Origin of the sequence: Lysinibacillus sp. BPa_S21, from assembly GCF_023337795.1 — a bacterium.
GTDB lineage: Bacteria > Bacillota > Bacilli > Bacillales_A > Planococcaceae > Lysinibacillus.
This window is the reverse complement of sequence record NZ_JALIRS010000003.1, coordinates 379675-404792: the sequence shown is the minus strand read 5'-3', so window position 1 is coordinate 404792 and position 25118 is coordinate 379675. Positions and strand designations below refer to the sequence as shown.

The following is a 25118-nucleotide window of genomic DNA, read 5'->3' as shown; positions in this document are numbered from 1 at the left end:
TATAACAAAGGGGGCTTCTTGTATGTCAACATTTACAGCTGAACTGGTCGGCACGATGATTCTTATTTTATTCGGTGGTGGCGTTGTTGCAGGTGTATCACTGCACAAATCGAAAGGTTTTGGCGGTGGATGGGTAGTGATTACATTCGCTTGGGGTCTAGCTGTAGCTATGGCAGCATATGCTGTTGGTGGTATTAGTGGGGCTCATTTAAACCCTGCTTTAACAATCGCACTTGCTACAATCGGTAATTTCCCATGGGAGGACGTACCTACTTACATTGCTGCACAATTGATTGGTGCATTTTTAGGTGGGGTACTCGTTTATTTTATGTATTTACCACATTGGAAGGGTACGAAAGATCCGGAAGCAAAACTGGCTGTATTTTCTACAATGCCAGCTATTAAACATCCATTATCTAATTTAATTTCAGAAATGATTGGTACATTTATACTTGTTTTAGGTATTCTAGCATTAGGAACTAATACAATTACGGATGGCTTAAATCCATTTCTAGTTGGTATGCTAATTGTAGTTATCGGGATGGCATTAGGGGGTCCTACTGGTTATGCAATTAACCCTGCACGTGACCTTGGTCCACGTATTGCTCACTTTTTCTTACCAATCCCGGGTAAACGTGATTCAGGGTGGTCATACGCATGGATTCCAGTTGTAGGTCCAATCATCGGTGGTACATTTGGTGCCCTATTTTTCCAACAAATTTTTGAGGGGAAAAATAGTATTGCATTTTGGGTGCTAGCTATTATCGTAGTTATTATTTTTATCGCTGCTCAAATGACAGTCAAAAATGTTAAAAGTGAAGAGTAAATCAATTATGCCTCGACATGGTGCTTAGGCCAAGCAACATCACAATTTATGAGGGCCAATCCGATGTCGATCATTTCGGTAATGCCACAGGACGAGGTGAGCAGGTGTTTTGGACACCCGCTGAAAAGAGCTTAAATTCGCAGTTATCTCACCATCTATAGAGGTTGGAAACTTTTGTACCTGTCACTACGATTTTGGTACAAAAAATTTACTGAAAGAAATTAAAAACTATTTGGAGGTATGTCCGATGTCAGAAAAAAAATATATTTTAGCTTTAGACCAAGGTACAACAAGCTCACGTGCTATTTTGTTTGATGAAAAAGGGAGCATTCTCCACGTTGCACAACAAGAATTCCCACAATATTTCCCACAATCCGGATGGGTTGAACATCATGCAGAAGAAATTTGGTCTTCAATTCTTTCATGTATCGCTACAGTACTTTCTGCAAAAAATATTGATTCAAATCAAATTGCTGGGATCGGTATTACAAACCAACGTGAAACAACTGTTGTCTGGGATAAACATACAGGGAAACCAATTTATAATGCAATTGTATGGCAATCGCGCCAAACGAACGCTATTTGTGAGGAACTGAAAGAAAACGGTTACAATGATTTATTCCGTGATAAAACAGGTTTATTAATCGATGCGTACTTCTCAGGTACAAAAGTAAAATGGATTTTAGATAATGTTGAAGGTGCTCGTGAAAAAGCAGAAGCAGGCGATTTATTATTCGGTACTATTGATACTTGGTTAATATGGAAATTAACAGGTGGTAACGTCCATGTTACAGATTATTCAAATGCATCTCGTACGTTAATGTACAACATTTATGATTTAAAATGGGATGAAGAGATTTTAGAAATTCTAGGAGTTCCAGCTTCTATGCTTCCTGAGGTTCGTCCTTCTTCAGAGGTGTATGGCTATACGGAGGAAGCTCTGTTCTTCGGTTCTGCTGTTCCAATTGCAGGGGCTGCGGGTGATCAACAAGCGGCTCTATTCGGTCAGGCTTGTTTCGAAGAAGGTATGGTTAAAAACACTTACGGTACTGGCTGCTTTATGTTGATGAACACTGGTGAAAAGGCTGTAAAATCTGAGAATGGCTTATTAACTACGCTTGCATGGGGCTTAGATGGCAAGGTGACTTACGCTTTAGAGGGAAGTATTTTCGTAGCTGGTTCCGCTATTCAATGGTTACGCGACGGCTTACGAATGTTCCGTTCTGCTTCTGAATCTGAGCAATATGCTGCTCGTGTCGAGTCGACTGAAGGTGTTTATGTAGTTCCTGCATTCGTTGGTCTAGGAACACCTTATTGGGATTCTGATGTACGAGGTGCAGTCTTTGGTTTAACTCGCGGTACATCTAAAGAACACTTTGTACGTGCAACATTAGAAGCATTGGCGTATCAAACAAAAGACGTACTTGGGGCAATGGAAGCGGATGCCAATATTCCGTTGGCAAAATTACGTGTAGACGGAGGGGCAGTTGCAAATAATTTCTTAATGCAATTCCAATCAGATTTATTAAACGTTCCTGTCGATCGTCCAGTCGTTAATGAAACAACAGCTTTAGGTGCTGCGTATTTAGCAGGTTTAGCAGTTGGCTTCTGGCAATCTACAGATGAAATTAGTGAGTATTGGAATTTAGATCGTCAATTCACACCTAATATGGATGATTCACATCGTGAAGAAATCTATGCAGGCTGGAAAAAAGCTGTGGCAGCTGCGCAAGCTTTTAAATAATAGATGAAAAAACCTTGATAGGCAAATTTGAAGGATCCCAGTGGTTGGGGTCACTTCACTTGCCAATCAAGGTTTTGTTTTACTCATATCACTATAGTAGACTAAGTTATTTTTGAATGTACATTATGTTTCAGAATTGTTAAATCGGAAAATAAGTTGAGCTCCATTAAAAGTTTCACCGTATTCCTCACTGTAAACGCCACTAGTATAATTAGAAATGGTCTTCCTCCAAAATTTTTGTCCAGCAATGTTTTTTTCTAATGGATTAGTAAACAACTCCCAATTCCCTTTAAATTGTTCAAATATCATATTTGCAGCACGTTCAGCAATACCTCTACCTCGTAATGATTGAATTAAAAAGAATTCATTTAAAAAATAATTAATTCCTTTATTACAATGTGGAGGGGTTGCTATTAGGATAAACCCCGCAGGTATCCCATCGACTAAAATGCAGTAGGGGAATAAAATATCTGGCTTTTCCCACCAAATATTCTGAACTTCATACTGATCTATTAATGTTCGACAATCGTCACTATCCTCGTAAATTCCGTGCACATTCGGTAGATTACCATAATGTCCTGATAGGTCATATAAATACAAAGGGTAGAAGTTTTTAATAATATATCCATTATTTTTATCCGTTAAATGTATATCTATTTTCATTGTTTTCTCCTTCGATTTAATCAATTTTTACAGGATCGATCATTTCGAACAAATGTAGAGTATTCATTATAAAGTTTTTTTGGCCCCCTTCTTTGTAATAAATCCAAGCTACTTACATTATTTCTATTAGGACTACTAGATATCCTTCAACATTTTCAACTAAGCAACATCAGTTCAAGGGTTAAAAGGTGGAATGTTTGGCCTTTCTGTATCAAAACCTTAAGGCATGTTTATTCAAGACAAACATATAGTTATATTGGGAATTATGAGTATTGGAATGAAAGGGGATTACGTGGATAAATCTAAGTCGAATCAGCGCAAAGATTTGGATGAGAATGCGAAGGATCAGCAGCTAGAGCCGTTTCGTGTCGATAATGAAGGAACAAAGATGACGACGAATCAGGGACTAAAAGTTTCGGATGATGAGAATTCGTTGAAGGCTGGAGTTCGTGGACCAACCATTATGGAGGATTTTCACTTTCGAGAGAAAATAACGCATTTTGATCATGAACGTATTCCAGAACGTGTTGTACATGCAAGGGGCTTTGCAGCACATGGAGAATTTGAACTGTATGAATCGATGGGGGAATATACTAGAGCGAGATTTTTACAGGACCCTGCTAAGAAAACGCCTGTATTTGTCAGATTTTCAACTGTAGTTGGAAGCTTAGGATCAATGGATACTGCCCGTGATGTTCGTGGCTTTGCGACGAAATTTTACACAGACGAAGGCAATTATGATTTAGTTGGTAATAATATACCTGTCTTTTTCATTCAGGATGCCATTAAGTTTCCTGATTTAATTCATGCGGTAAAGCCAGAGCCTCACAATGAAATGCCGCAAGCAGCCTCAGCTCACGATACGTTTTGGGATTTTGTGGCGAATAATCAGGAAATTGCGCATATGATTATGTGGCATATGTCTGATCGAGCAATACCAAGAAGTTTTCGAATGATGGAAGGCTTCGGTGTTCATACTTTTCGTTTCGTCAATGATAAAGGAAAGTCGAGATTTGTAAAATTTCATTGGAAGCCTGTATTAGGCGTTCATTCACTCATTTGGGATGAGGCGCAAATTATTGCTGGAAAGGATTCAGACTTTCAACGACGTGATTTATGGGAATCGATTGAGATAGGTGATTATCCAGAATACGAGCTTGGTGTACAAATGCTTGAGCCTGAGGACGAATTTAAATTTGATTTTGATATTCTAGATGCTACAAAGCTTTGGCCTGAGGAGATAGTGCCAGTTAAAAAGATTGGGAAAATGACGTTGAATCGTAATGTGGATAATGTTTTTGCTGAAACAGAGCAAGTCGCCTTTCACCCTGGAAATGTTGTGCCGGGCATAGATTTTACAAATGATCCACTGTTACAGGGGCGGCTGTTTTCTTATTTAGATACACAGTTAATTCGTCTAGGAGGACCAAACTTTTCTGAAATACCGATTAACCGACCCGTTTGCCCAGTTCATAACAACCAACGCAATGGCTTTAGTCGACAAACTATTCATACAGGAAAAGTGAGCTATCATAGAAATTCCTTGGCTAATAATACACCGTCCACATCAACGGCCAAAGAAGGAGGCTTTGCTCATTATGAAGAAAAGGTTGAAGGACGTATCACCCGAGCACGTAGTAAATCGTTCGATAATCATTTCTCACAGGCAAGGCTGTTTTGGAATAGCATGTCACCTCCGGAAAAACAGCATATCATTGATGCCTTTAGTTTTGAGTTAGGGAAGGTGAAAAGTAAATCCGTTCGCCAGCAGGTTGTTGATATGTTTGTCCGCGTTGATAAAGAAATGGCAACGACTGTGGCTGATAATATTGGTGTTAATCGTCCAAAAGGAGAGCAAATAAATGTCACGTTATCATCCCCTGCACTTAGTCAGGCAAATACAATAAAATTGCCACAAACACTTAAAGTAGGCGTGCTAATAGGCGATGGATTTGACGCAAATGAAGTTGGAGAAATACTGAAACATTTAACAAGACAGGGTGTTCGATACAGTATTATTTCCGACAAATTAGGGGTCGTTACTAGTAGTGATGGCGTACAGTTAACAGCAACTAACACATTTATTACTACTGATGCGGTACTATTTGATTCGTTATATGTTGTAGGCGTAAGAGCAAAAAATCAGGCGAAGTTTAATTCACATATTGTAAACTATATCAATGAAGCGTATAGACATTACAAACCGATTGGTATAGCTACAACTGGGACACCATTTTTTAATATGTCTAATGCCAACGTAGGGCCAGGCATGGTGTTAGCAACTGGCGACAAAGATTTCGCTAAAAAATTTATCAACGCCATAGCGCAGCAACGCTTTTGGGAACGGAATATTTATTAACTTACATTATTTTGCCCGCGGGAACATGGAATACCTGCGGGCAAAGGGAACACCCGCGGAAGCAGAGTGAATACCCGCGGAAGCAAAGGGAATACCCGCGGAAGCAGAGTGAATACCCGCGGAAGCAGAGTGAATACCCGCGGAAGCAGAGAGAATACCCGCGGAAGCGGAGAGAATACCCGCGGAAGCAGAGAATACCCGCGGAAGCAGAGAATACCCGCGGAAGCAGAGAATACCCGCGGAAGTAGAGCGAATACCCGCGGAAGAGGAGTGAATACCCGCGGAAGAGGAGTGAATACCCGCGGAAGAGGAGTGAATACCCGCGGAAGAGGAGTGAATACCCGCGAAGCCGAGCGATACCCGCGGAAGCAGGGGGAATACCCGCGGAAGTAGGGCAAATACCCGCGGAAGCGGAGCGAATACCCGAGGAAGCGGAGCAAATACCCGCGGAAGCAGAGCGAATACCCGCGGAAGCAGAGTGAATACCCGCGGAAGCAGGGAGAATACCCGCGGAAGAGGAGTGAATACCCGCGAAGCCGAGCGATACCCGCGGAAGCAGGGGGAATACCCGCGGAAGAGGAGTGAATACCCGCGAAAGCCGAGCGATACCCTTTCTATTTTCTTTGAAATCCCACATCCATATAGTAAAATGCTTATCTCAATATCTAATAAAGTCCCTCATTGTTCAGAAAGAATAGTGAGGGACTTTTTCACTTAATTCAATTGCTACTGATGGTTTGTATTCTGCTTTTTGTTTATTTAGGATCTTCTGTGTGAAAATGTTCCTAAATTTCCTGTAACATATATGACATTGCATTCAAATTTTGTAAATGCTATGGTGGTTCATGAGGTGAATTTTGTGGAAAAATTTGATATTGCAATTATTGGCGCAGGTCCTGGGGGCTATGTAGCAGCCATTCATGCAGCCAAAAGTGGCAAGAAGGTCGCTTTAGTCGAGCGAGATAAAGTAGGAGGGGCCTGCTATAATGTCGGCTGTATTCCTTCGAAAATTTTATTGGAGCATAGTAAGCTCATTCAAGAAATACAACGTGGTCATGATTGGGGCATTGAAAGTCCTACAGTAAATGTGAATTTTCCACGATTGATGAAACGTAAGGATGCTATTATTGATGAGCTTTTAACGAATATTGAGGGCTATATTTTGAGCAATCAAATTACTTTTTATCGAGGAGAAGCGGCAGTATCTAATGATTTACTTGTAACGGTCGGTAGTGAGACCTTTACAGCAACGGATATCATTCTAGCAACCGGAAGTAAACCGTTTGTACCACCTTTTAAAGGGTTAGAGACATCTTCCTATTATACAACGGATACATTTTTTGATATTGAAGAGTTGCCAAAGCAGTTAACAATTATAGGCGGAGGCGTTATTGCAGTAGAGATGGCATTTAGTTTAGCGCCACTCGGAACAAAGGTGACGATGCTAAATCATAGTGAAGATATTTTACAGACAGAAGAGCCAGATGCACGACCGCTTATTCGGGAGAAGATGAAAAAGCTTGGAATTGAGCTTGTGACAGATTTCCAATTTGAGCATTTTAACGGCAATGAAATTCATACATCTAAAGGGATTTATACATATGAAAATCTTTTGTTTGCAACAGGTCGACGCCCAAATACAGAAATAGCTCAGCAGCTGGGTCTAGCCTTCGATGGTCGATTAATTGCTGTCAATGAGCACCTTGAAACAAGTCAGCCACATATTTATGCTATAGGTGATTTAGTAGGTGGATACCAGCTAGCTCATTCAGCGAGTGCAGAGGGAATTCATGTTGTGGATCATATTATAGGGAATAAACCGGCACTAATTGATCAAACTTCGATTCCTCGCTGTGTTTATACACATCCTGAAATTGCAACTTTTGGTTTACTGGAAGAGCAGGTGAACGAACCTTATAAGGTGACTCACATGCCGTTACAAACAAATCCTAAGGCATTAATGGAAGGAAATACAGTGGGCTTTATAAAGCTCATTGCGACGGAGGAAGAAGGGCGTATTTTAGGAGCTTGTGTGGTTGCTGATGGGGCAACAGAAATGTTAAATGCTATTTTAGCTACTAAAAAAGCAGGTGGCACGGCTCACACTCTTGCAAATATGATTTTCCCACATCCTACAGTATCAGAGCATATTGGGGATGCTGCAAAAGCTATTTTTGATAAAGCTATTCACCAATAATGGTCTCAAAAACTACATTCTTTAGCGGAGGTTATCCTTCTCGTTGTTGGTATTCTTAAAGTGCCCATAACAATACTGAATACTGTTAAGAAAACAATAACGAGTGGCTTGATTTCCGATCCGATTAGGAGTTTTCCTGTAACAAATGACTTTTGATGATGATACATGAACTATAAAAAATAGCGCATTATAGGAAATAACCTCCTATAACGCGCTATTTTTAATTAACTTCAGGTTCTTCTTTTTTCTCACCCGGTGTTGTAGAGAGATATAAGAAAGCCTCATCTTGCAAAAGCAATAATTTTTCCTCACAAATACCGTGTGCTAATGGTCCAGAAAAAATAGACTCCCACCAAGTTCCTGTTGTTGTTGTCATTCATCTACGCCCCCGTTTCAATTTTTCAATATGTAGTTGTAGTTGTAAATTTCTCAAATCACGAAACTGTCTACAGTTCTAACTTCTTTACCCATTCCACCCAAATCAGAAAGAGGAATTTTGGTTGTCAATGTTGTATCGTATAGACAATGATAGTTTGTTTCGAAATGAAAAAACTATGTATGGCATTTTAAAAAAAGGGGTGCTTTTATTATGAATTTTACGCCACAAGATGTAGAAAATATGATTACAGAACAACGGCAATTTTATTTTTCTCGAGCGACAAAGAGTACAAAATATCGAAAAGAACAATTAATAAAACTGAAGAAAACGATTTTAAAATATGAAAAAGAAATTTTGAATGCCCTATATGTAGATTTAAGAAAAAGTGAGTTTGAGGCATATGCAACAGAAATTGGCATTGTTTTAGATAGCATTTCTTATATGGTAAAGCATGTTGAAGAATGGATGAAACCTGAAGCTGTAAAAACACCGATTCAATACCAGATGGGAAAAAGCTTTATTGTAAGAGAGCCATATGGCGTAACATTAATCATTGGTCCTTTCAATTATCCATTCCAACTTGTCATGGAGCCATTAATCGGTGCTATTGTTGGTGGTAATACGGCTATTGTAAAACCTTCAGAAACATCTGTGCATACAGCAGCAATTGTAAAAAAAATAATAGAAGAAACGTTTAATCCTTCCTATATACGTGTTGTGGAAGGAGAAAAAGAAGAAGTGACGGCACTTATTCATGCATCTTTTGACTATATATTTTTTACAGGGAGTGTGGCAGTCGGAAAAGTGATTGCAAAGGCCGCTGCAGAACGATTAACACCAATTGCTCTAGAACTTGGTGGGAAAAGCCCCGCGATTGTCGACCAAACAGCCAATTTAGAAGTAGCGGCGAAAAGAATAGCATGGGGAAAATTCACAAATACTGGACAAACTTGTGTAGCACCAGATTATGTCCTTGTCCATAAAGATGTTTATGATCGTTTTATGAAAAAATTCAAAGAAACGATTCGTTCCTTCTATGGTAAAAATCCATTAAAAAGCCCTGACTATGGCCGTATTGTGAATCTAAGACAATTTGATCGCTTACAGCAAATTCTCGTGGAAGAACGTGATGCAATTACATTTGGTGGGAGAACAGATCGTGATGATTTGTACATTGAGCCTACCATTATTGAATATGTGAAATGGACAAGTCCTTCGATGCAAGATGAACTATTTGGTCCAATTTTACCTGTTATGATGTATGATGATTTACCGCTGGCTATACACCAGATTCGTCAATTACCAAAACCATTAGCTGCGTATTTTTTCTCAGAGCATGAAAAAGCTACTCAGTACTTTTTAGAGGAATTACCATTTGGCGGAGGATGTATAAATGATACGATTACACATGTAGGAAATTTACATTTGCCATTTGGAGGTGTCGGACCATCAGGGGCCAAAGCCTATCATGGGAAGGCTAGCTTTGATAACTTTACCCATCCAAAGTCGATATTAAAAAAATCATCGAAGGTAGAGACGAATATTCTCTTTCCCCCATATAAACAAAAAGTTAAGCTTGTGCGAACTATAATGAAATAATAAAAGGAGGTGTCGGATCACGAAAGGTCTGATACCTTCTTTTTTTTACCAAGCTCCCAGATTTGTCGATACATGTTGATTTTTGATCTGTTAAAATGAGCGTTAACATGTATTAAAACGCATGCCAATGAAATAAGTTGGAACGGAAATCAACTCAACGTGATGGTAATGCGCTAAATTTCGATGAAATATTAAAGATATATTAAAATGATAGCGTTTTCATCGGAAAAACGTCGTAACTGGCATTTTATTTATGGGCGAATAAGTAGTAAAATAAATTCAATAGAATGTGGGGGTATTCATTTTGTCATTTCTTGTCGAATAAACAACAAATGTTAAAATGGATGTAGAGATTGATTGGAGGACTATGAAATGTATGCAGAGGAATTGTTGAATGCATTACCTTTGAAAAAAATAATTGGAGTGCTACCTGACCAAGTAAGTGATATTGTCATTGACTCGCGAAGTGTGCAACCAAATAGTATGTTTGTTTGTATAAAAGGCTATACGGTAGATGGTCATGACTATGCACAGAAGGCTGTTGAAGGTGGCGCAACAATTGTTGTAACAGAGCGAAAATTACCTTTAGGAGAAAATATTGCACAGGTCATTGTGAAAGATACAGATCGCGCAGTTGGCTTGTTAGCCGCAAAGTTTTTTGACTATCCGTCTAAAGATATGGCAATGATTGGTGTAACAGGAACAAATGGAAAAACATCCGTAACGGGTATTATTCAAAATATAATGCATGGTATGGGCGAGAAATCTGCACTGTCAGGAACGATTGGCTTTAATTTAAATGGTATTTTATATGAATCTGCAAATACAACGAGCGATGCATTATCGACTCAACAAATGATATTCCGTGCAAAAATGGAAGGCTGCCGTTTAATGACGATGGAAGTATCTTCACACGGTTTAGCACTTGGACGTTTAGCTGGTGTAGAATATGATGTAGCTATTTTTACAAATCTTACACATGATCATCTTGATTTCCATGGAACGATGGAGGAATATGGCCATGCGAAAGGCTTATTATTCTCACAACTTGGACAAGATTTAGAAAAGAATAAATTTGTCGTGTTAAATGCTGATGATGCTTGGTCAGAGCGCTATGCAGCGATGACACCATTTCCAGTATGGACATATGGCTTAGAAAATGAAACAGCTGATTTCCGAGCTATTAACTGTGAGTATCATGATTTCATGACATCTTTTGACGTTGAAATGCCAGAGGGAATATACCATGTAAACATGCATTTACTTGGAGAATTTAATATATACAATGTGCTTGCTGCGATGGTTGCTTTTTATGGCCGTGGTTATTCAATGGAAACAATCATTGAACAAATTGAGCAATTACCACCAGTAAAGGGACGTATGGAGAAAGTTTGCTCAGATTTACCTGTGCAGATTTTTATTGATTACGCACATACACCAGACGCAATTGAAAAGGCAATTTCATCTGCTCAACCATATAAAAAAGGCAAGCTTATTTTCCTAGTTGGTACAGGTGGCAATCGTGATAAATCGAAACGTCCAGCAATGGCAGAAAAGGCATCAGCCGCTGATTATGTTATTTTAACGACGGATGACCCACGCTATGAAGACTACGATAGTATTACAGGCGATCTTGCTAAAGGGATGCTACATGAAAATTATGCATGTATAGGAGATCGTGCTGAGGCAGTGCGTCATGCGATTGAGGTTGCTGAACCAGGGGATATCATTATTTTTGCTGGTAAAGGCCATGAAGATTATCAAATTATCGAGAATACTAAATATCCGCATAGCGATGCAGATATTGCAATAGAAGCTGGCCACTTAAAATTTGTATAGTAAATTGCAATACCTAGAGAACCCTTTTAGTTAGTACTAAGGGGTTTTCTTTTTGGGTTATTTTAACAGTGAGGTGTTGGACTACAAAGTGGTAGTCATCGAAATATTTGAAGAAGCCATACATTATGCCTTTCTGAGATTGAGACCTCTTTTTGGGGGAATTCATGTAAAAAGGTTGTAAGAAGGGCAAGTCTTCTTTTATTATTAGTAAGTATGAAAAAAGGAGAATGACGAGATGAATTCAAATTTAGAAAAAGATATATTATCGCGTCGAACTTTTGCCATTATCAGTCACCCTGATGCTGGGAAAACGACGATTACAGAAAAACTTTTACTATTTGGTGGTGCGATTCGTGATGCCGGTACGGTAAAAGGGAAGAAAACAGGTAAGTTTGCAACATCTGACTGGATGGAAATTGAAAAGCAACGTGGGATTTCTGTAACTTCATCAGTTATGCAATTCGATTATAATGGCTCACGTGTCAATATTTTGGATACACCAGGTCACCAAGATTTCTCAGAGGATACGTATCGTACTTTAATGGCTGTAGATAGTGCTGTCATGGTTGTAGATGCTGCCAAAGGTATTGAGGCACAAACTTTAAAGCTTTTCAAAGTTTGTAAAATGCGTGGTATTCCAATTTTCACCTTTATTAATAAGCTAGACCGTCAAGGGAAGGAGCCACTTGAGCTGATTGAAGAGCTTGAGGAGGTACTTGGCATTAACGCTTACCCAATGAATTGGCCAATCGGTATGGGTAAAGAGTTTTTAGGTATTTACGATCGTTACAATAAACGTATCGAGCAATTCCGTACTGAAGAAGAAGAACGCTTCTTGCCAATTGATGATAATGGGGAACTTGCAATCGATCATCCAATGAAGGTTACTTCTTATTATACACAAGCAATGGACGACATAATGTTGCTTGATGAAGCGGGTAATGAGTACTCTGAAGAAAAAATCCGCCGTGGTGAATTAACACCTGTTTTCTTCGGTTCAGCTTTAACAAATTTCGGTGTGCAAACATTCCTTGAAACATATTTACAATTCGCACCGACACCTCAGCCTCGTATTACGGAGGATGAACAATTTATAGATCCGGTTGAGCATGAGGAGTTTTCAGGTTTCATTTTCAAAATCCAAGCGAATATGAACCCTGCACACCGTGACCGTATTGCTTTTGTGCGTATCGTATCGGGTAAATTTGAACGTGGCATGAACATGACTTTATCTCGTACAGGTAAATCGTTTAAAGTGACACAATCTACACAATTCCTTGCTGACGACCGTGAAACAGTAGATGAAGCAGTGGCTGGTGATATTATCGGTTTATACGACACAGGCACTTATCAAATTGGTGACACAGTTGTAGGTAGTAAAAAGACATTCCAATTTGAAAAATTGCCACAGTTCACGCCAGAGCTGTTTGTACGTGTAACTGCGAAAAATGTTATGAAATCTAAGCAATTCCATAAAGGGATTTTACAATTAGTGCAAGAAGGCGCTATTCAATATTATAAAACGTTGCATACAGAAGAAGTTATTCTGGGAGCAGTTGGTCAATTACAATTTGAAGTTTTTGAGCATCGTATGAGAAACGAATATAATGTTGAAGTGAAGATGGAGCCAATTGGTTCGAAAATTGCAAGATGGATTGAAAACGAAGAAGATGTTAAAGAATCGATGTCTTCAGGTCGTTCAATGCTTGTAAAAGACCGTTTTGATAATTTTGTTTTCCTATTTGAAAATGAATTTGCAATGCGTTGGTTTGCAGATAAAAACGAAAACATTAAACTGTATAGCCTTTTATAATAAAAGCAAAATTGTCAGGATGATTTCCGTTCCAGGCTACTCGCTTTCCTGTGGGCGAGCGTCGAGCCGCTTCCTACGCTTGCGCTCCGTGCAGGGTCTCGCCTGTCTCGCTTTCCCACGGGAGTCGAGTAGCCTTCCACTCCAATCTTATAAAATTTATGCATAGCAAAAGTGAACGTAGTGGTTACTAATCTGAATGGACTTATAACAGTTAAGCCAATTATATATCTGTTATTGCTGCTTCGTTTTTGCTAAAGAGCCATACTTTGTTATATGAAACCTTAATTTCATGAAAAAACACGAATCGACATGTTGCGATTCGTGTTTTTTTACAAGGAAAATTGGAGCTATATGTAGAATATATACAGTATTAGGAAATTTATTTCTGATGAACAATCTCCAGGGGAGAATGTACAAACTTATAGGCTCATCTCTAAGAGTTGGGATAGCATTTGTTAAAAAGTATACTTTGGGAATAAGTTGATTGGAGTGGAGACTGGGCGACTCCTTGGGGATTAGCGTTAGGGGAACGAAGGCTAAGAGCATCCCGTCCTGTGATAACGCCTTCGTGACCAACATCCTGCTGCCCCGAGACCCTGGAGCGAGCATCGCGAGCGAAGCGGAAGGGGAACGAAGGCTAAAGGCATCCCGTCCTGTGATAACGCCTTCGTGACCAACATCGTGTTGCCCCGACGCCCCCAGGAAGTTTTGCTCTGTGCGAAAGCGAAGTTATAACGTAGCGACAGCAACAAATGTTTTCTGTAGCGAAAGCGAAGCGTCAGCTACAAATGTTTTATCTGTGCGAAAGCGAAGCGACAGCAACAATGTTTTATCTGTAGCGAAAGCGAAGCGCCAGCTACAAAGCGCCCAGTCGGAACGGAAATCAACCCCACGCTATGATGGTGTCCGAATTTATAAAATATTCTCCTTTTCGGGTATTATAGAAGGGAAGAGATGGAAAAGGAGCTTGTAAAAGTGAACATTAGTAATTTTTCTATTAAAAGACCTGTTTTTACATTAGTTACGATGATATTAGTCATTATATTAGGTGGCGTTTCATTATTAAAAATACCTATTACGCTTATTCCGGAATTACGTCCACCAATAGGCATCGTTGTTACAAATTATCCTGGCGCGAGCCCAACAGAGGTTAATGAGAAAATAACGAAGCCATTAGAAACAACACTTGCCACCTTACCCGGGATCAAAAAACTACAGTCTACCTCTCAAGAAGGATCCAATTTAATTATTCTCGAGTTTGATTGGTCAACCAATATTGAAGATGCCCAGCTCGATATTTTACAACGAATCGATATGACCCCTCTACCGAATGATGCTGAGAAACCTAGCTTTTTAAAATTTGATCCATCACAGTTTCCGATCATACAACTTTCACTACGGGCGGAAAATGACAATGTTGATGTGCGATTACTGGCAGAAGACTTGGAAAAGGAACTTCGCCGAACAGCAGGTGTCGCGAGTGTCAATATTTCCGGTAAGCTTGTAGAAGAAGTTCAAATATCTTTAGATGAATCAAAGCTAGTTGAAAATGGATTAACTCAAGCAGATATTGTTCAGATTATTCAATCTAACAATGTTTCTCTTCCTGGTGAACCAGTGTTAACAGCAGATGGGAAGATGTTAACTACACGTATTTTAAGTACTTTAACTTCGCCAGAAAGCATTGCTGAGTTAATTATTTCTGTAAATCCACTAGATGGAAAAGCATTAACTGTTGGAGAAGTCGCGACTGTTGAGCGCGTGGAGCAAAAATCCGTCACTACAACTCGAGCAAATGAGCATCCGGCGGTATTAATGTCCGTATTACAGGAATCAGGTGCTAATACGGCAGAAGTATCGAAAGCTTTTAAAGCAGCTTTAAATGAATTATTAACGAAGAAGCAATATCAAGGAATTGCTGCAGATGTACTAGTGGATCAGGGTAACTATGTAGATTTAGCAATAAGCAATATTGGATCTTCTCTACTTGTAGGTGGATTATTCGCAATGTTCATATTGTTTATCTTTCTACGCAGTGTGAAAAGCCCTATGATCATTGGCATTGCGATTCCCTATTCCGTGATTGTTACATTTGTCTTAATGTTTTTTGCCAATTTCTCGCTCAATATTATGACATTAGGGGCGTTAGCACTTGGGATCGGTATGTTGGTGGATAATGCTATCGTTGTTATTGAAAACATTGAACGACACTTAGGACTTGGCAAGGACCCGATAACAGCAGCTAAAGAAGGGACAAAAGAAGTGGCGCTTGCGATTACTGCTTCCACTCTTACAACGATTGCCGTATTCATACCTGTAATGTTTATTGAAGGATTAATAGGGCAAATTTTCACAGAATTTGCGTTAACGATTTCCTTTAGTTTAATCGCTTCTTTAGTTGTTGCGTTAACAGTTGTTCCAATGCTGGCAAGTCGTCTTTTAAAAATGAAGTCGACGAATATTTATGAAAAACGTAATGAGTCATCCTTTTATAGGAGTTACAAAATATCAATTATTTGGGTATTGCGTCACCGTATGCTTGTACTAATCTCAGCAGTTGTCTGTTTTGGACTGGCGTTGTTTGGGCTTATGAAAATGGGCACAGAGTTTTTACCGCCAACCGATGAGGGATTTGCATCCATTAGTGTAAATCTTGAAAAAGGGGTAGCCGTATCAGAAACAGAAAAAGTTGTTGCGAAAATTGAAGAACGCTTAAAACAAGAGAAAGATGTTGACTTATATGTTAGCTTAATCGGTGGTACACAACAGACCCAAGCTCGGGGACAAACAAGTGCCAATCAAGCAGAGTTATATGTAAAGCTTGTCCCATTAGCAGATAGGGACCGTTCGATTTTTGAATTTGTGGAAGAGGTTGAGCAAGATTTACATGCTGAGCTAGGGGAGCAAGTTGAAATCAACTTTAATGTCTCGACGACAACAGGTTCATCACCAAATACATTAACGTTTAGGTTAACAGACTCTGATGAGCAAAGACTTCAGAACTCGGTTGATCAAGTGCAACAGGAGCTATTAAAGGTAAAGGCCATCACAAAGGTATCAACGGATTTAGATATCACTGCAAAGGAAATACAAATCGAAGTAGACCGAGAAAAGGCGAAGGACTACGGATTTGCACCTGCGCAAATTGCTCAAACGGTCAATCAAATGACGAAGGGGCAGCTAACTACGCAAATAATCGCAGAAGATGGTGCTGTATTGCCCGTCTATACAGGCTTTGGACAAGTGTTTAATGATAGTATCGAATCATTAAAAACAATGCAGCTTCGTTCACCTGCTGGTTTATTTGTAAAGCTAGAGGACATTGCGACTGTTTCTATACAGGAAGGGCCGGTATCGGTAAGACGTTCTGATCAGGCGGCGGCTGTTGCATTTTTTGTTGAGTATGAAACGAAGGAATCGCTAGGAGGCATCTCAGCAAAAGTGGACAAAGCATTGGACAAAGCAAATTTACCAACTGAAACGCAAGTTGTCTTCAGTGGTGATCGTGAACTTTACGATAGTGCGATTAATGATATGCTGTTAGCCGTTGCGTTAGCGATTGTGCTTGTCTATATCGTGATGGCTGCACAATTTGAATCATTCAAATATCCATTTGTGATTATGTTTACAGTACCATTAATGATTATTGGCGTGGCAGTTGCGATGTTTGCAACGAACACGCTAGTGGGTGTGACGTCTGTTATAGGAATTTTAGTGTTAGTTGGAATTGTCGTGAATAACGGGATTGTACTAGTCGATTACATTAATCAACAAAAGGCTAGAGGAGTGGCGTCGTATGATGCGATATTACTGGCTACACAAGATCGACTTCGCCCAATTTTAATGACCGCTTTCACAACCATCTTAGGATTGCTACCGCTTGCTCTTGGCATTGGCGAAGGAACTGAGATGAATCAACCGATGGGGATTGTCGTAATCGGAGGACTGGTGACATCAACTTTATTGACATTATATATTGTACCAGTTGTTTATACTTTCATGGATAAAGAGACTAGGAAGATGCGGTAAGTTCAGGAGGGATGAAAGATGGGGGTTCACTTTTTTACAGGTTTTCCGGGTTTTATTTCAAGTCAATTAATACGAGAGCTATTTCGAAAAAAACAAACAGAGGAAGTTATCGCGATTGTTTTAGCTGGTGAATTAGTCAAAGCAAATTTAGAAAGAGAGCATATTTTAGAGATGTTTCCTAACTGTTCTATTCATATAGTAGAGGGAGATATTACATTACCGAATCTTGGTCTAGAAAACAATATTGTGCAGGAAATTGTACCTCGAATAAAGGTGCTTTGGCATTTGGCTGCCATTTATGATTTAGCAGTACCACGTGATCTAGCATGGAAGGTAAATGTGCATGGTACGACTATGGTTAATGATTTTGTGCGAACTTTGCCGAACTTAAGACGCTATATGTATTTTAGTACAGCGTATGTAGCTGGAACGCGTGAGGGAATTTTGTGTGAAAACGAACTAATTCGTCCGCCTGCTTTTAAAAATTATTATGAGGAAACAAAGTATGAAGCTGAGCATCGAGTAGAGGATTTGAAATCAGAAATACCACTGACAATTATTCGACCTGGCATAGTACGTGGCCATTCTAAAACAGGGGAAACGATTAAATTTGATGGGCCTTATTTCTTTTTAAATATGGTGGATAAATTAAAATGCCTTCCTTTTATCCCGTATATTGGCCAATCAACATCAACAATAAATGTGGTGCCAGTGGATTATATTATAAACGCCGCGACTTATCTCGTTAATGAAAAATGCGCTGAAGGGAAAACTTTGCATCTAACAGACCCGAACCCTCACCCTGTGCAAGAGGTGTATCGGACGATGGTAAAATCTATAACTAACCATTATCCTAAAGGGCGAGTACCGTTAATATTAGCGAGAATATCTTTACAAGTGCCATTTATTCGAAAAAAACTAGGGGTCGAGCAAGAAACTTTAGACTACTTAACTTGGAATGCGAAGTTTGATACATCAGAAGCAGTTACTATTTTAAAAAAGGGTGAAATTACATGCCCTGATTTTATACAGACTATGCCTAGCATGATTGATTTCTATTTAGCACATAAAGAAGATAAAAGCTATCAAATTCAGATAAGGTAAATGTAGTCTACTGATAGAGAGTTGATGCAATCGGTTTATGATCCTTCCAGCAAACATCACTACAAGAATGTCGATTGGGGAAATTAGGTTTATTATTGACGAATAAAATCAGAGCCTATTAGGGTAGATAATTTTGCCACTATTATATGATAGTGCTATAATAAGCTTTCAGAAGAAAAAAACCTTCGACGTTTTGTCAAAGGGGAGTAGCTAACAGATACGAGCGATGTATCTGGATCACATTCGTCATTACATGGTTTTTACCATCGGGTGTGATAAGCGAATAACTCTAGCCTAGTGGTATTAGCTACTAGTAAGAGTGGTACTGAGTCAGTATTTATTTGCTTAGCGAGACCTTTGCCTTTTTATAAGGGCAGGGGTCTTTTCTTTTGTGCTCGTATAGAAATGACTATTTTGGGTAAAAGAGCTTTAGAGGAGGCACATGATGGAATCAATTTTATTACAATACGGCTGGGTACTAATTGTACTTATAGTATTAGAAGGGTTATTAGCAGCAGATAATGCAGTTGTCATGGCTGTAATGGTAAAGCATCTACCCCACGAACAACAAAAAAAAGCATTATTTTATGGATTATTCGGCGCGTTAATTTTCCGATTCTCAGCACTTTTTGTTATTACAGTATTAGTGAACTATTGGCAAATTCAAGCGTTGGGAGCAGCTTATTTATTATTCATGTCTGCCAAAAATATATATGATTTGCGTAATAAAGAGGATTCACAAGAAGAATCTAACGATGAACAGGGGAAAAAGGGTGCTGGTTTTTGGATGACAGTACTTAAAGTAGAGGCCGCGGATATTGCATTTGCTATTGATTCTATGCTTGCTGCAGTTGCTATTGCAGTATCTTTACCGCAGTTAGGGAACTTTGATATAGGTGGCATCAACGGTGGGCAATTTATGGTCATGTTACTTGGAGGGTTTATCGGAGTAATCATGATGCGATTTGCGGCACAATGGTTTGTGAAAATACTCAATGACTATCCTTCACTTGAAACTGCTGCATTTTTAATTGTAGGCTGGGTAGGGGTGAAGCTTGTCGTATTGACTTTATCCCATGAGAAGGTGGGCATTTTACCTGCAGAGTTTCCACATTCAACTGTGTGGGAGTTAACGTTCTGGATTGTATTAGTGTCTATCGCATTTATAGGTTACTTGGTGGGAGTTCGTCATAAAAATAAAACCCATTAACTAATTTCGGCAAATAATATTCGCTGAATGAGAGGGACTCAAGCTAAAAACTTCGAGGGCATAATTGATGAGGAATAGTCGTATCTATTCCTCTTTCTTTTTTTTAAAATTTTTTCTATACTATAATCTATCGAGTTTGGCATCATATAAGGAAGGGGTTGTCAAAGTGCCCTGGAAAAGATCAAAAAATAGACTTGTTACACCTTTTCAGGTGCTTGTCTCTTATTATTTTATAGCTATAGCGATTTCCTTCCTGTTACTACGGCTACCAGGCGTTCACCAAGAAGGTGTTAAAGTTTCATTATTAGATAGCTTGTTTACGGCAGTCAGTGCAGTTAGTGTAACAGGTTTAACAACATTCAATATATCTGAAAGCTATACAACATTTGGACTCGTGATGGTACTTGTCATTTTACAGCTTGGGGCAATTGGCATTATGTCACTCGGTACCTTTGTGTGGTTACTTGTTGGGAAAAAAATCGGTATGCGTGAGCGTCAATTGATTATGATCGACCATAATCAATACAATTTATCAGGGGTTGTTCAATTAATACGAGAAATATTGAAAATCTTAATGGGTATTGAAGTGATGGGTGCGTTCATTTTAACTTTGCACTTCACGAAATATTTTGATACTTTCAATGAAGCCTTGATTCACGGTGTCTTTGCTTCCATTTCAGCTACTACAAACGGTGGCTTTGATATTACGGGCATGAGTTTACTGCCGTTTCATAACGATTATTTTGTTCAATTGATAACGATGGTGCTAATTGTCCTTGGTGCAATAGGATTCCCAGTATTAATTGAAGTGAAAACCTTTTTACTTAATCGCCATGCAAATTTTCGCTTTAGTTTATTTACAAAAATAACTACCTCCACATATGCCCTTTTATTTGTGGTAGGGGCTCTTGTTATTTTATTGCTTGAATCATTCCATTCCTTTAAGGGAATGTCTTGGCATGAGGCCCTGTTTTCTGCAATGTTCCATTCTGTTTCAACACGATCAGCTGGACTTACGACGTACGATGTAACAACCTTCAGTGAAGCGACAGATATTTTTATGAGCTTTTTAATGTTTATTGGTTCTTCGCCAAGTTCAGTTGGTGGCGGGATACGTACAACAACGTTTGCCATGGCCATTCTATTCTTAATTACCTTTTCACGGGGAAGAGAGGATATTCAAGTATTCGGACGTGAAATACATTTAATTGATGTATTCCGCTCGTTTGTTGTTATCTTATTGGCGTTCTTTATGGTATTAGTTGCGACGATTATTTTACTCATTACTGAACCGCATGCATCACTGATTCAAATAATTTTTGAAATTACATCAGCGTTCGGAACGTGTGGAATGTCTCTAGGCATCACATCCGACTTATCAGTAGTTGGCAAAATTATCATTATGATTTTAATGTTTATTGGTCGTGTCGGTTTAATTTCCTTCCTTTACACTCTAGGTGGTGGAGGTAGAGGCAAAAAATCAAGTTATCACTATCCTAAGGAAAGGGTGATTATTGGCTAAAGTTTAGGGTAATTTCGTCCATAATTCATTTTGAAATTAACGATGTAGGTTTAACATTGTGCCGAGGAATAGTGGATTTACCTAAAAAATTATTGTTGCCACATAATTGTCGAAAAATTTTAAATTGTTTTTTCCTGGTTCTTACGGATGGTTTTTAGGTAATATTTACAGGAGTTTGGTGTGGATGAGTTGAGAATTTCGTACTAAACTTTTTTAGGATAATTGTAATGCCTTTACTAGCTACTGTTAGCCGTAATAAAGTTACATTTTATTTACAATAAGTTCAATAAAAAAGCAATTGTTTCGTTTAGGTAACAATTAAGTATTCTTTATGAGTGAAAAAACGCTAGTCCTAAAATTTATTAAAGGACTAGCGTTTTTTATTATATAGAGTGGATTGTTGCAAAGTATGGTGCTTGACCGTGACGGAAGTAAGTTAATAGATAGCCATTTTTTTGTACAATTTTGCCTTTTGAGAAATCCTGATAATCTATATGGTGCGGAATAATAAGCGTATGTTTAAACAACTCTTTTTCAGATAGATTGAAGCTGGCGAATGCCTCACCTGCAATTGCAGGGTTTTCACGTAAAGCATTATAGAGTGCTTTTTGTTGCTCCTCTGTAGGGCGCTCTTTCCACCATAATTTACGTGGCTGGAACTGCTGTGCCATTAAATAATCTAGTTGCATTAGGCTTTGAATGATAGTTAAATTAGCACCTTCTACAGTTTCTAAAAACATCAATAAACGGCGGAATAAATCCTCGAGCTGATGACCGATACGAGACCAGCCTTTCGTTTCCCAAAAAGTACCGAAATTTTGGAAGAAATCAAATGGTGTTTCAAACACTTCAGTTACTAAGTATTCAATCGTATGGTCCATACGGTGATCGTTCCAATATTTCTCAAGTACATCCTCTGCATGTTTAATACGTACAATATCATCAAATGTTAAGACATTGTTTGAGAAAATCTCGTAAGGAGATAGGTCCACATACGTATAGCCGAATTTTTCAGCCTCTAGACGAAGGCCTGTACCGCGCAGAAGTTTAAGGAATCCAAGCTGTAATTCTTCTGGTCGCATTGCGAAAACATCATTAAAGGTTTGACGGAAGCTTGCGTAATCTTCCTCTGGTAAGCCAGCAATTAAATCTAAATGCTGATCAATTTTTCCACCTTCTTTAACCATCGTCACTGTACGCGTTAGTTTTTCAAAGTTTTGACGGCGCTTCACAAGAGTATTTGTTAAATCATTCGTTGACTGAACACCAATTTCAAAACGGAAAAGGCCTTTAGGTGCGTTATCATTTAAAAATTGGATAACCTCAGGACGCATAATATCTGCGGTAATTTCAAATTGGAATACGACCCCTGGCTTATGTTCATCGATTAAAAACTGGAACATTTCCATTGCATAGCTGCGGCTTATATTAAAGGTACGGTCAACAAATTTAATAGTACGAGCTCCATTATCCATCAAGAATCGAATATCTTCTTTTATTTTTTCACGGTTGAAATAACGAACACCTACTTCAATAGAAGATAAACAAAATTGACAGCTAAATGGGCAGCCACGACTTGTTTCAATATATTGAATTCGTTTGCCAAGATGGGGGAGGTCTTCCTCAAAACGAAACGGACTTGGCAATTCACGTAAATCAACTTTTGGTGCTTGTGCGTGAATGCGTACTTTGCCATCCTCTAAGTAGGCAATTCCCGGAACATCCTCCAATGAAATTTCATCATGTAAATAGCGTAATAATTGTTTAAATGAAGTTTCTCCTTCACCCATAACAATAAAATCAACCTCTTCAATTCTACGCAACCAATGGTGAGCGTCGTAAGAAACTTCAGGTCCACCGAGCAAAATTTTAACATTTGGACAGACAGTTTTTAACATCTTGATGACGTGAATAGTTTCTTCAATATTCCAAATATAACAACTGAATCCAACGATATCAGGTTTTTTTTGGAATAAATCTGATACAATATTAAAAGCAGGATCTTTAATTGTATACTCTGCAATAATTGGATTAAATTCTGGTAAAGCTGCACCTTTTAAATAACGCAAAGCTAAATTTGTGTGAATGTACTTTGCGTTTAATGTAGTTAAAATAGTATTCATGCAATAATCTTCCTTTCAATTTATAATTGTAACAGTCAAGTTGCTGTCATACAATATAATCCTTTTTACCTATTTATTTTGTGAACAGTTCGTGAAATAATTTTAAATACTTGAATTTACTAAATTTTGTAATAATAGAATCGTGCAATCATAAAGTATAGTAAGGGCTCAAAATTCAATTAAGGGGTTTTTTACTCTTTTGAAAGGTTCGGTGAGAAAGTTGAAGCAATATGATATTAATCAATGTTTTGGAAATCTTATGACAAGTACTTCGTCACCAACACTTATTCTTAATAAAGCAGGGAAAATTTTGAACGTGAATGAGGCAGCTATTAAACTTTTTAACCTTAATTCAACGTATATTGGCTATTTAACTATGGACGAGCCGTCTAATTTAAATTGGGCGAAGTTCGTCAAACAATTAGAAAGTGATTTAAGATCTGAAGAGATCTTCAATATTCAAACAGCTAGTAATGAGTTTGAAATGATGTCCTTCAAATGTTTTTATGATCCGAGCACAGAAGAAATAGTTGCACAAATTACAACATTAAATAATGATATAGCTCATGAATTATATGTTAGTCAAAAGCAAGAGAGATCTCAATTTTTCAATGCTTATGATCACTTACCGTACGCTGTTATTATAAGTGACGCTAGCGGGATCATTCTTGGGCTAAATAAGTATGCCGAAATGTATTTGAAAATAGAAAAAGCGCAGCTTCTTCATAAGGCACATCAGCACATCTTTGATACATTTACATTGAAGAAGGGTCAAATTACAGCATACCTTTCTAAACTGATGGGTGAAAAGCATGCAAAGGTTCATGTAATTGATGAGACTCAAGTTATTACCCCTTGCTATTATGAAATCTCAAGTATCTTTGATGAATACAACAATATTATTGTCACAGTCATTAATGATGAAACAGAAAAGAAACAACTTCAACATAAAGTTGAACATCAGCAAGCTTTAAATGTTGTCGGTCAAATGGCCGCAAGTATTGCCCATGAGATTCGCAATCCATTAACTTCTTTAAAGGGCTTTACCGAATTATTAAAGCTAAATGCTGATGAAGAATCGCGCATGTATTTATCTGTTATCGATAGTGAACTTCAACGGATGGAACAAATTTTATCCGAGCTTTTAGTATTGTCCAAGCCAACAAGTACGAAAGTGGAATTAATAGAGCTAAACAATATTGTGAAGCAAGTGATTGAGTTTATGCTTCCAGATGCGCTTATGAAAAATATTATGATTCAATACATTTCTCCTTCTACCCAAATATACATTGGTGGCAATGAGAATCGCTTAAAGCAAGTATTCATGAATCTTATTAAAAATGCGATGGAATCCATGAATAATGGTGGAACGATTACAGTAGAAATGAATGCTATTGATTGCTCGATTGTAGAATTACTGATTAAAGACGAAGGTGCTGGTATGGACAGCGCTACCCTTCAAAACTTATTCCAACCTTTTTACACGACGAAATCAACAGGGACAGGACTAGGCCTTGCTTTCGTGAAAAAGGTGATTGAGGAGCATGAAGGTGTAATAGGTGTGAATAGTGAATTACAGAAGGGGACATGCTTCCACTTACAATTCCCAATCTACACATTTAATCAGATGGATAATACAATAGATGTTTCTACGAAAGATTCTGCTTATTTAGTAACATAAGAAGAGTCCGAATGGTAAAATCACCGTGAA

At 38.4% G+C, this 25118-nt stretch carries 16 protein-coding genes; 13 read left to right on the top strand and 3 right to left on the bottom strand.

Annotation, left to right across the window (positions count from 1 at the left end):
* Positions 1 to 22: 22 nt before the first annotated feature.
* A complete protein-coding gene (locus MOK21_RS07790) occupies positions 23 to 826 on the top strand; it encodes an MIP/aquaporin family protein (RefSeq protein WP_249073365.1) in 804 nt (267 codons plus the stop codon).
* A gap of 247 nt (positions 827 to 1073) precedes the next feature.
* Positions 1074 to 2570 carry a glycerol kinase GlpK gene (gene glpK / locus MOK21_RS07785; protein ID WP_249073364.1) on the top strand — a complete coding sequence of 499 codons (1497 nt, stop codon included), beginning with the start codon at positions 1074 to 1076 and terminating at the stop codon, positions 2568 to 2570.
* A 123-nt stretch (positions 2571 to 2693) separates the two neighbouring features.
* Here glpK and MOK21_RS07780 read toward each other — a convergent pair whose 3' ends face one another.
* Positions 2694 to 3233 (bottom strand): GNAT family N-acetyltransferase, encoded by a 540-nt coding sequence (locus MOK21_RS07780; protein WP_249073363.1) that lies wholly within the window; start codon positions 3231 to 3233, stop codon positions 2694 to 2696.
* Between the two features lie 277 nt (positions 3234 to 3510).
* On the opposite strand from MOK21_RS07780, the gene MOK21_RS07775 reads away from it, so the two are divergent.
* Complete coding sequence (locus MOK21_RS07775) at positions 3511 to 5592, top strand: catalase (RefSeq protein WP_249073362.1); 2082 nt, start codon at positions 3511 to 3513, stop codon at positions 5590 to 5592.
* Between the two features lie 859 nt (positions 5593 to 6451).
* A complete protein-coding gene (gene lpdA, locus MOK21_RS07770) occupies positions 6452 to 7789 on the top strand; it encodes a dihydrolipoyl dehydrogenase (RefSeq protein WP_249073361.1) in 1338 nt (445 codons plus the stop codon).
* Positions 7790 to 8009: 220 nt separating this feature from the next.
* On the opposite strand, the gene MOK21_RS07765 is transcribed toward lpdA, so the two are convergent.
* Positions 8010 to 8165, bottom strand: coding sequence for a hypothetical protein (locus MOK21_RS07765; protein ID WP_249073360.1), 156 nt, complete (start codon positions 8163 to 8165; stop codon positions 8010 to 8012).
* 213 nt (positions 8166 to 8378) lie between these two features.
* On the opposite strand from MOK21_RS07765, the gene MOK21_RS07760 reads away from it, so the two are divergent.
* The 8 genes from MOK21_RS07760 (at position 8379) to MOK21_RS07725 (ending at position 21284) form a co-directional block, all read left to right on the top strand.
* Complete coding sequence (locus MOK21_RS07760) at positions 8379 to 9767, top strand: aldehyde dehydrogenase (protein WP_249073359.1); 1389 nt, start codon at positions 8379 to 8381, stop codon at positions 9765 to 9767.
* 372 nt (positions 9768 to 10139) lie between these two features.
* Positions 10140 to 11606, top strand: a complete 1467-nt coding sequence (locus tag MOK21_RS07755) for a UDP-N-acetylmuramoyl-L-alanyl-D-glutamate--2,6-diaminopimelate ligase (protein WP_249073358.1) — start codon at positions 10140 to 10142, stop codon at positions 11604 to 11606.
* A 235-nt stretch (positions 11607 to 11841) separates the two neighbouring features.
* Entirely contained in the window at positions 11842 to 13419 is a 1578-nt protein-coding gene (locus tag MOK21_RS07750) for a peptide chain release factor 3 (protein ID WP_249073357.1), read from the top strand.
* A 715-nt stretch (positions 13420 to 14134) separates the two neighbouring features.
* Positions 14135 to 14392, top strand: coding sequence for a hypothetical protein (locus tag MOK21_RS07745; protein WP_249073356.1), 258 nt, complete (start codon positions 14135 to 14137; stop codon positions 14390 to 14392).
* A 2-nt stretch (positions 14393 to 14394) separates the two neighbouring features.
* Complete coding sequence (locus MOK21_RS07740; RefSeq protein ID WP_249073503.1) at positions 14395 to 17448, top strand: efflux RND transporter permease subunit; 3054 nt, start codon at positions 14395 to 14397, stop codon at positions 17446 to 17448.
* An 18-nt stretch (positions 17449 to 17466) separates the two neighbouring features.
* Complete coding sequence (locus MOK21_RS07735) at positions 17467 to 18552, top strand: SDR family oxidoreductase (protein WP_249073355.1); 1086 nt, start codon at positions 17467 to 17469, stop codon at positions 18550 to 18552.
* A 445-nt stretch (positions 18553 to 18997) separates the two neighbouring features.
* Positions 18998 to 19762 (top strand): TerC family protein, encoded by a 765-nt coding sequence (locus MOK21_RS07730; protein WP_249073354.1) that lies wholly within the window; start codon positions 18998 to 19000, stop codon positions 19760 to 19762.
* Positions 19763 to 19928: 166 nt separating this feature from the next.
* Positions 19929 to 21284 carry a TrkH family potassium uptake protein gene (locus MOK21_RS07725; protein ID WP_249073353.1) on the top strand — a complete coding sequence of 452 codons (1356 nt, stop codon included), beginning with the start codon at positions 19929 to 19931 and terminating at the stop codon, positions 21282 to 21284.
* A gap of 383 nt (positions 21285 to 21667) precedes the next feature.
* On the opposite strand, the gene MOK21_RS07720 is transcribed toward MOK21_RS07725, so the two are convergent.
* Positions 21668 to 23407, bottom strand: coding sequence for a B12-binding domain-containing radical SAM protein (locus tag MOK21_RS07720; protein WP_249073352.1), 1740 nt, complete (start codon positions 23405 to 23407; stop codon positions 21668 to 21670).
* A 199-nt stretch (positions 23408 to 23606) separates the two neighbouring features.
* Between MOK21_RS07720 and MOK21_RS07715 the strand changes: the two genes are divergently transcribed.
* Positions 23607 to 25088, top strand: coding sequence for a PAS domain-containing sensor histidine kinase (locus MOK21_RS07715; protein WP_249073351.1), 1482 nt, complete (start codon positions 23607 to 23609; stop codon positions 25086 to 25088).
* Positions 25089 to 25118 lie beyond the last annotated feature (30 nt).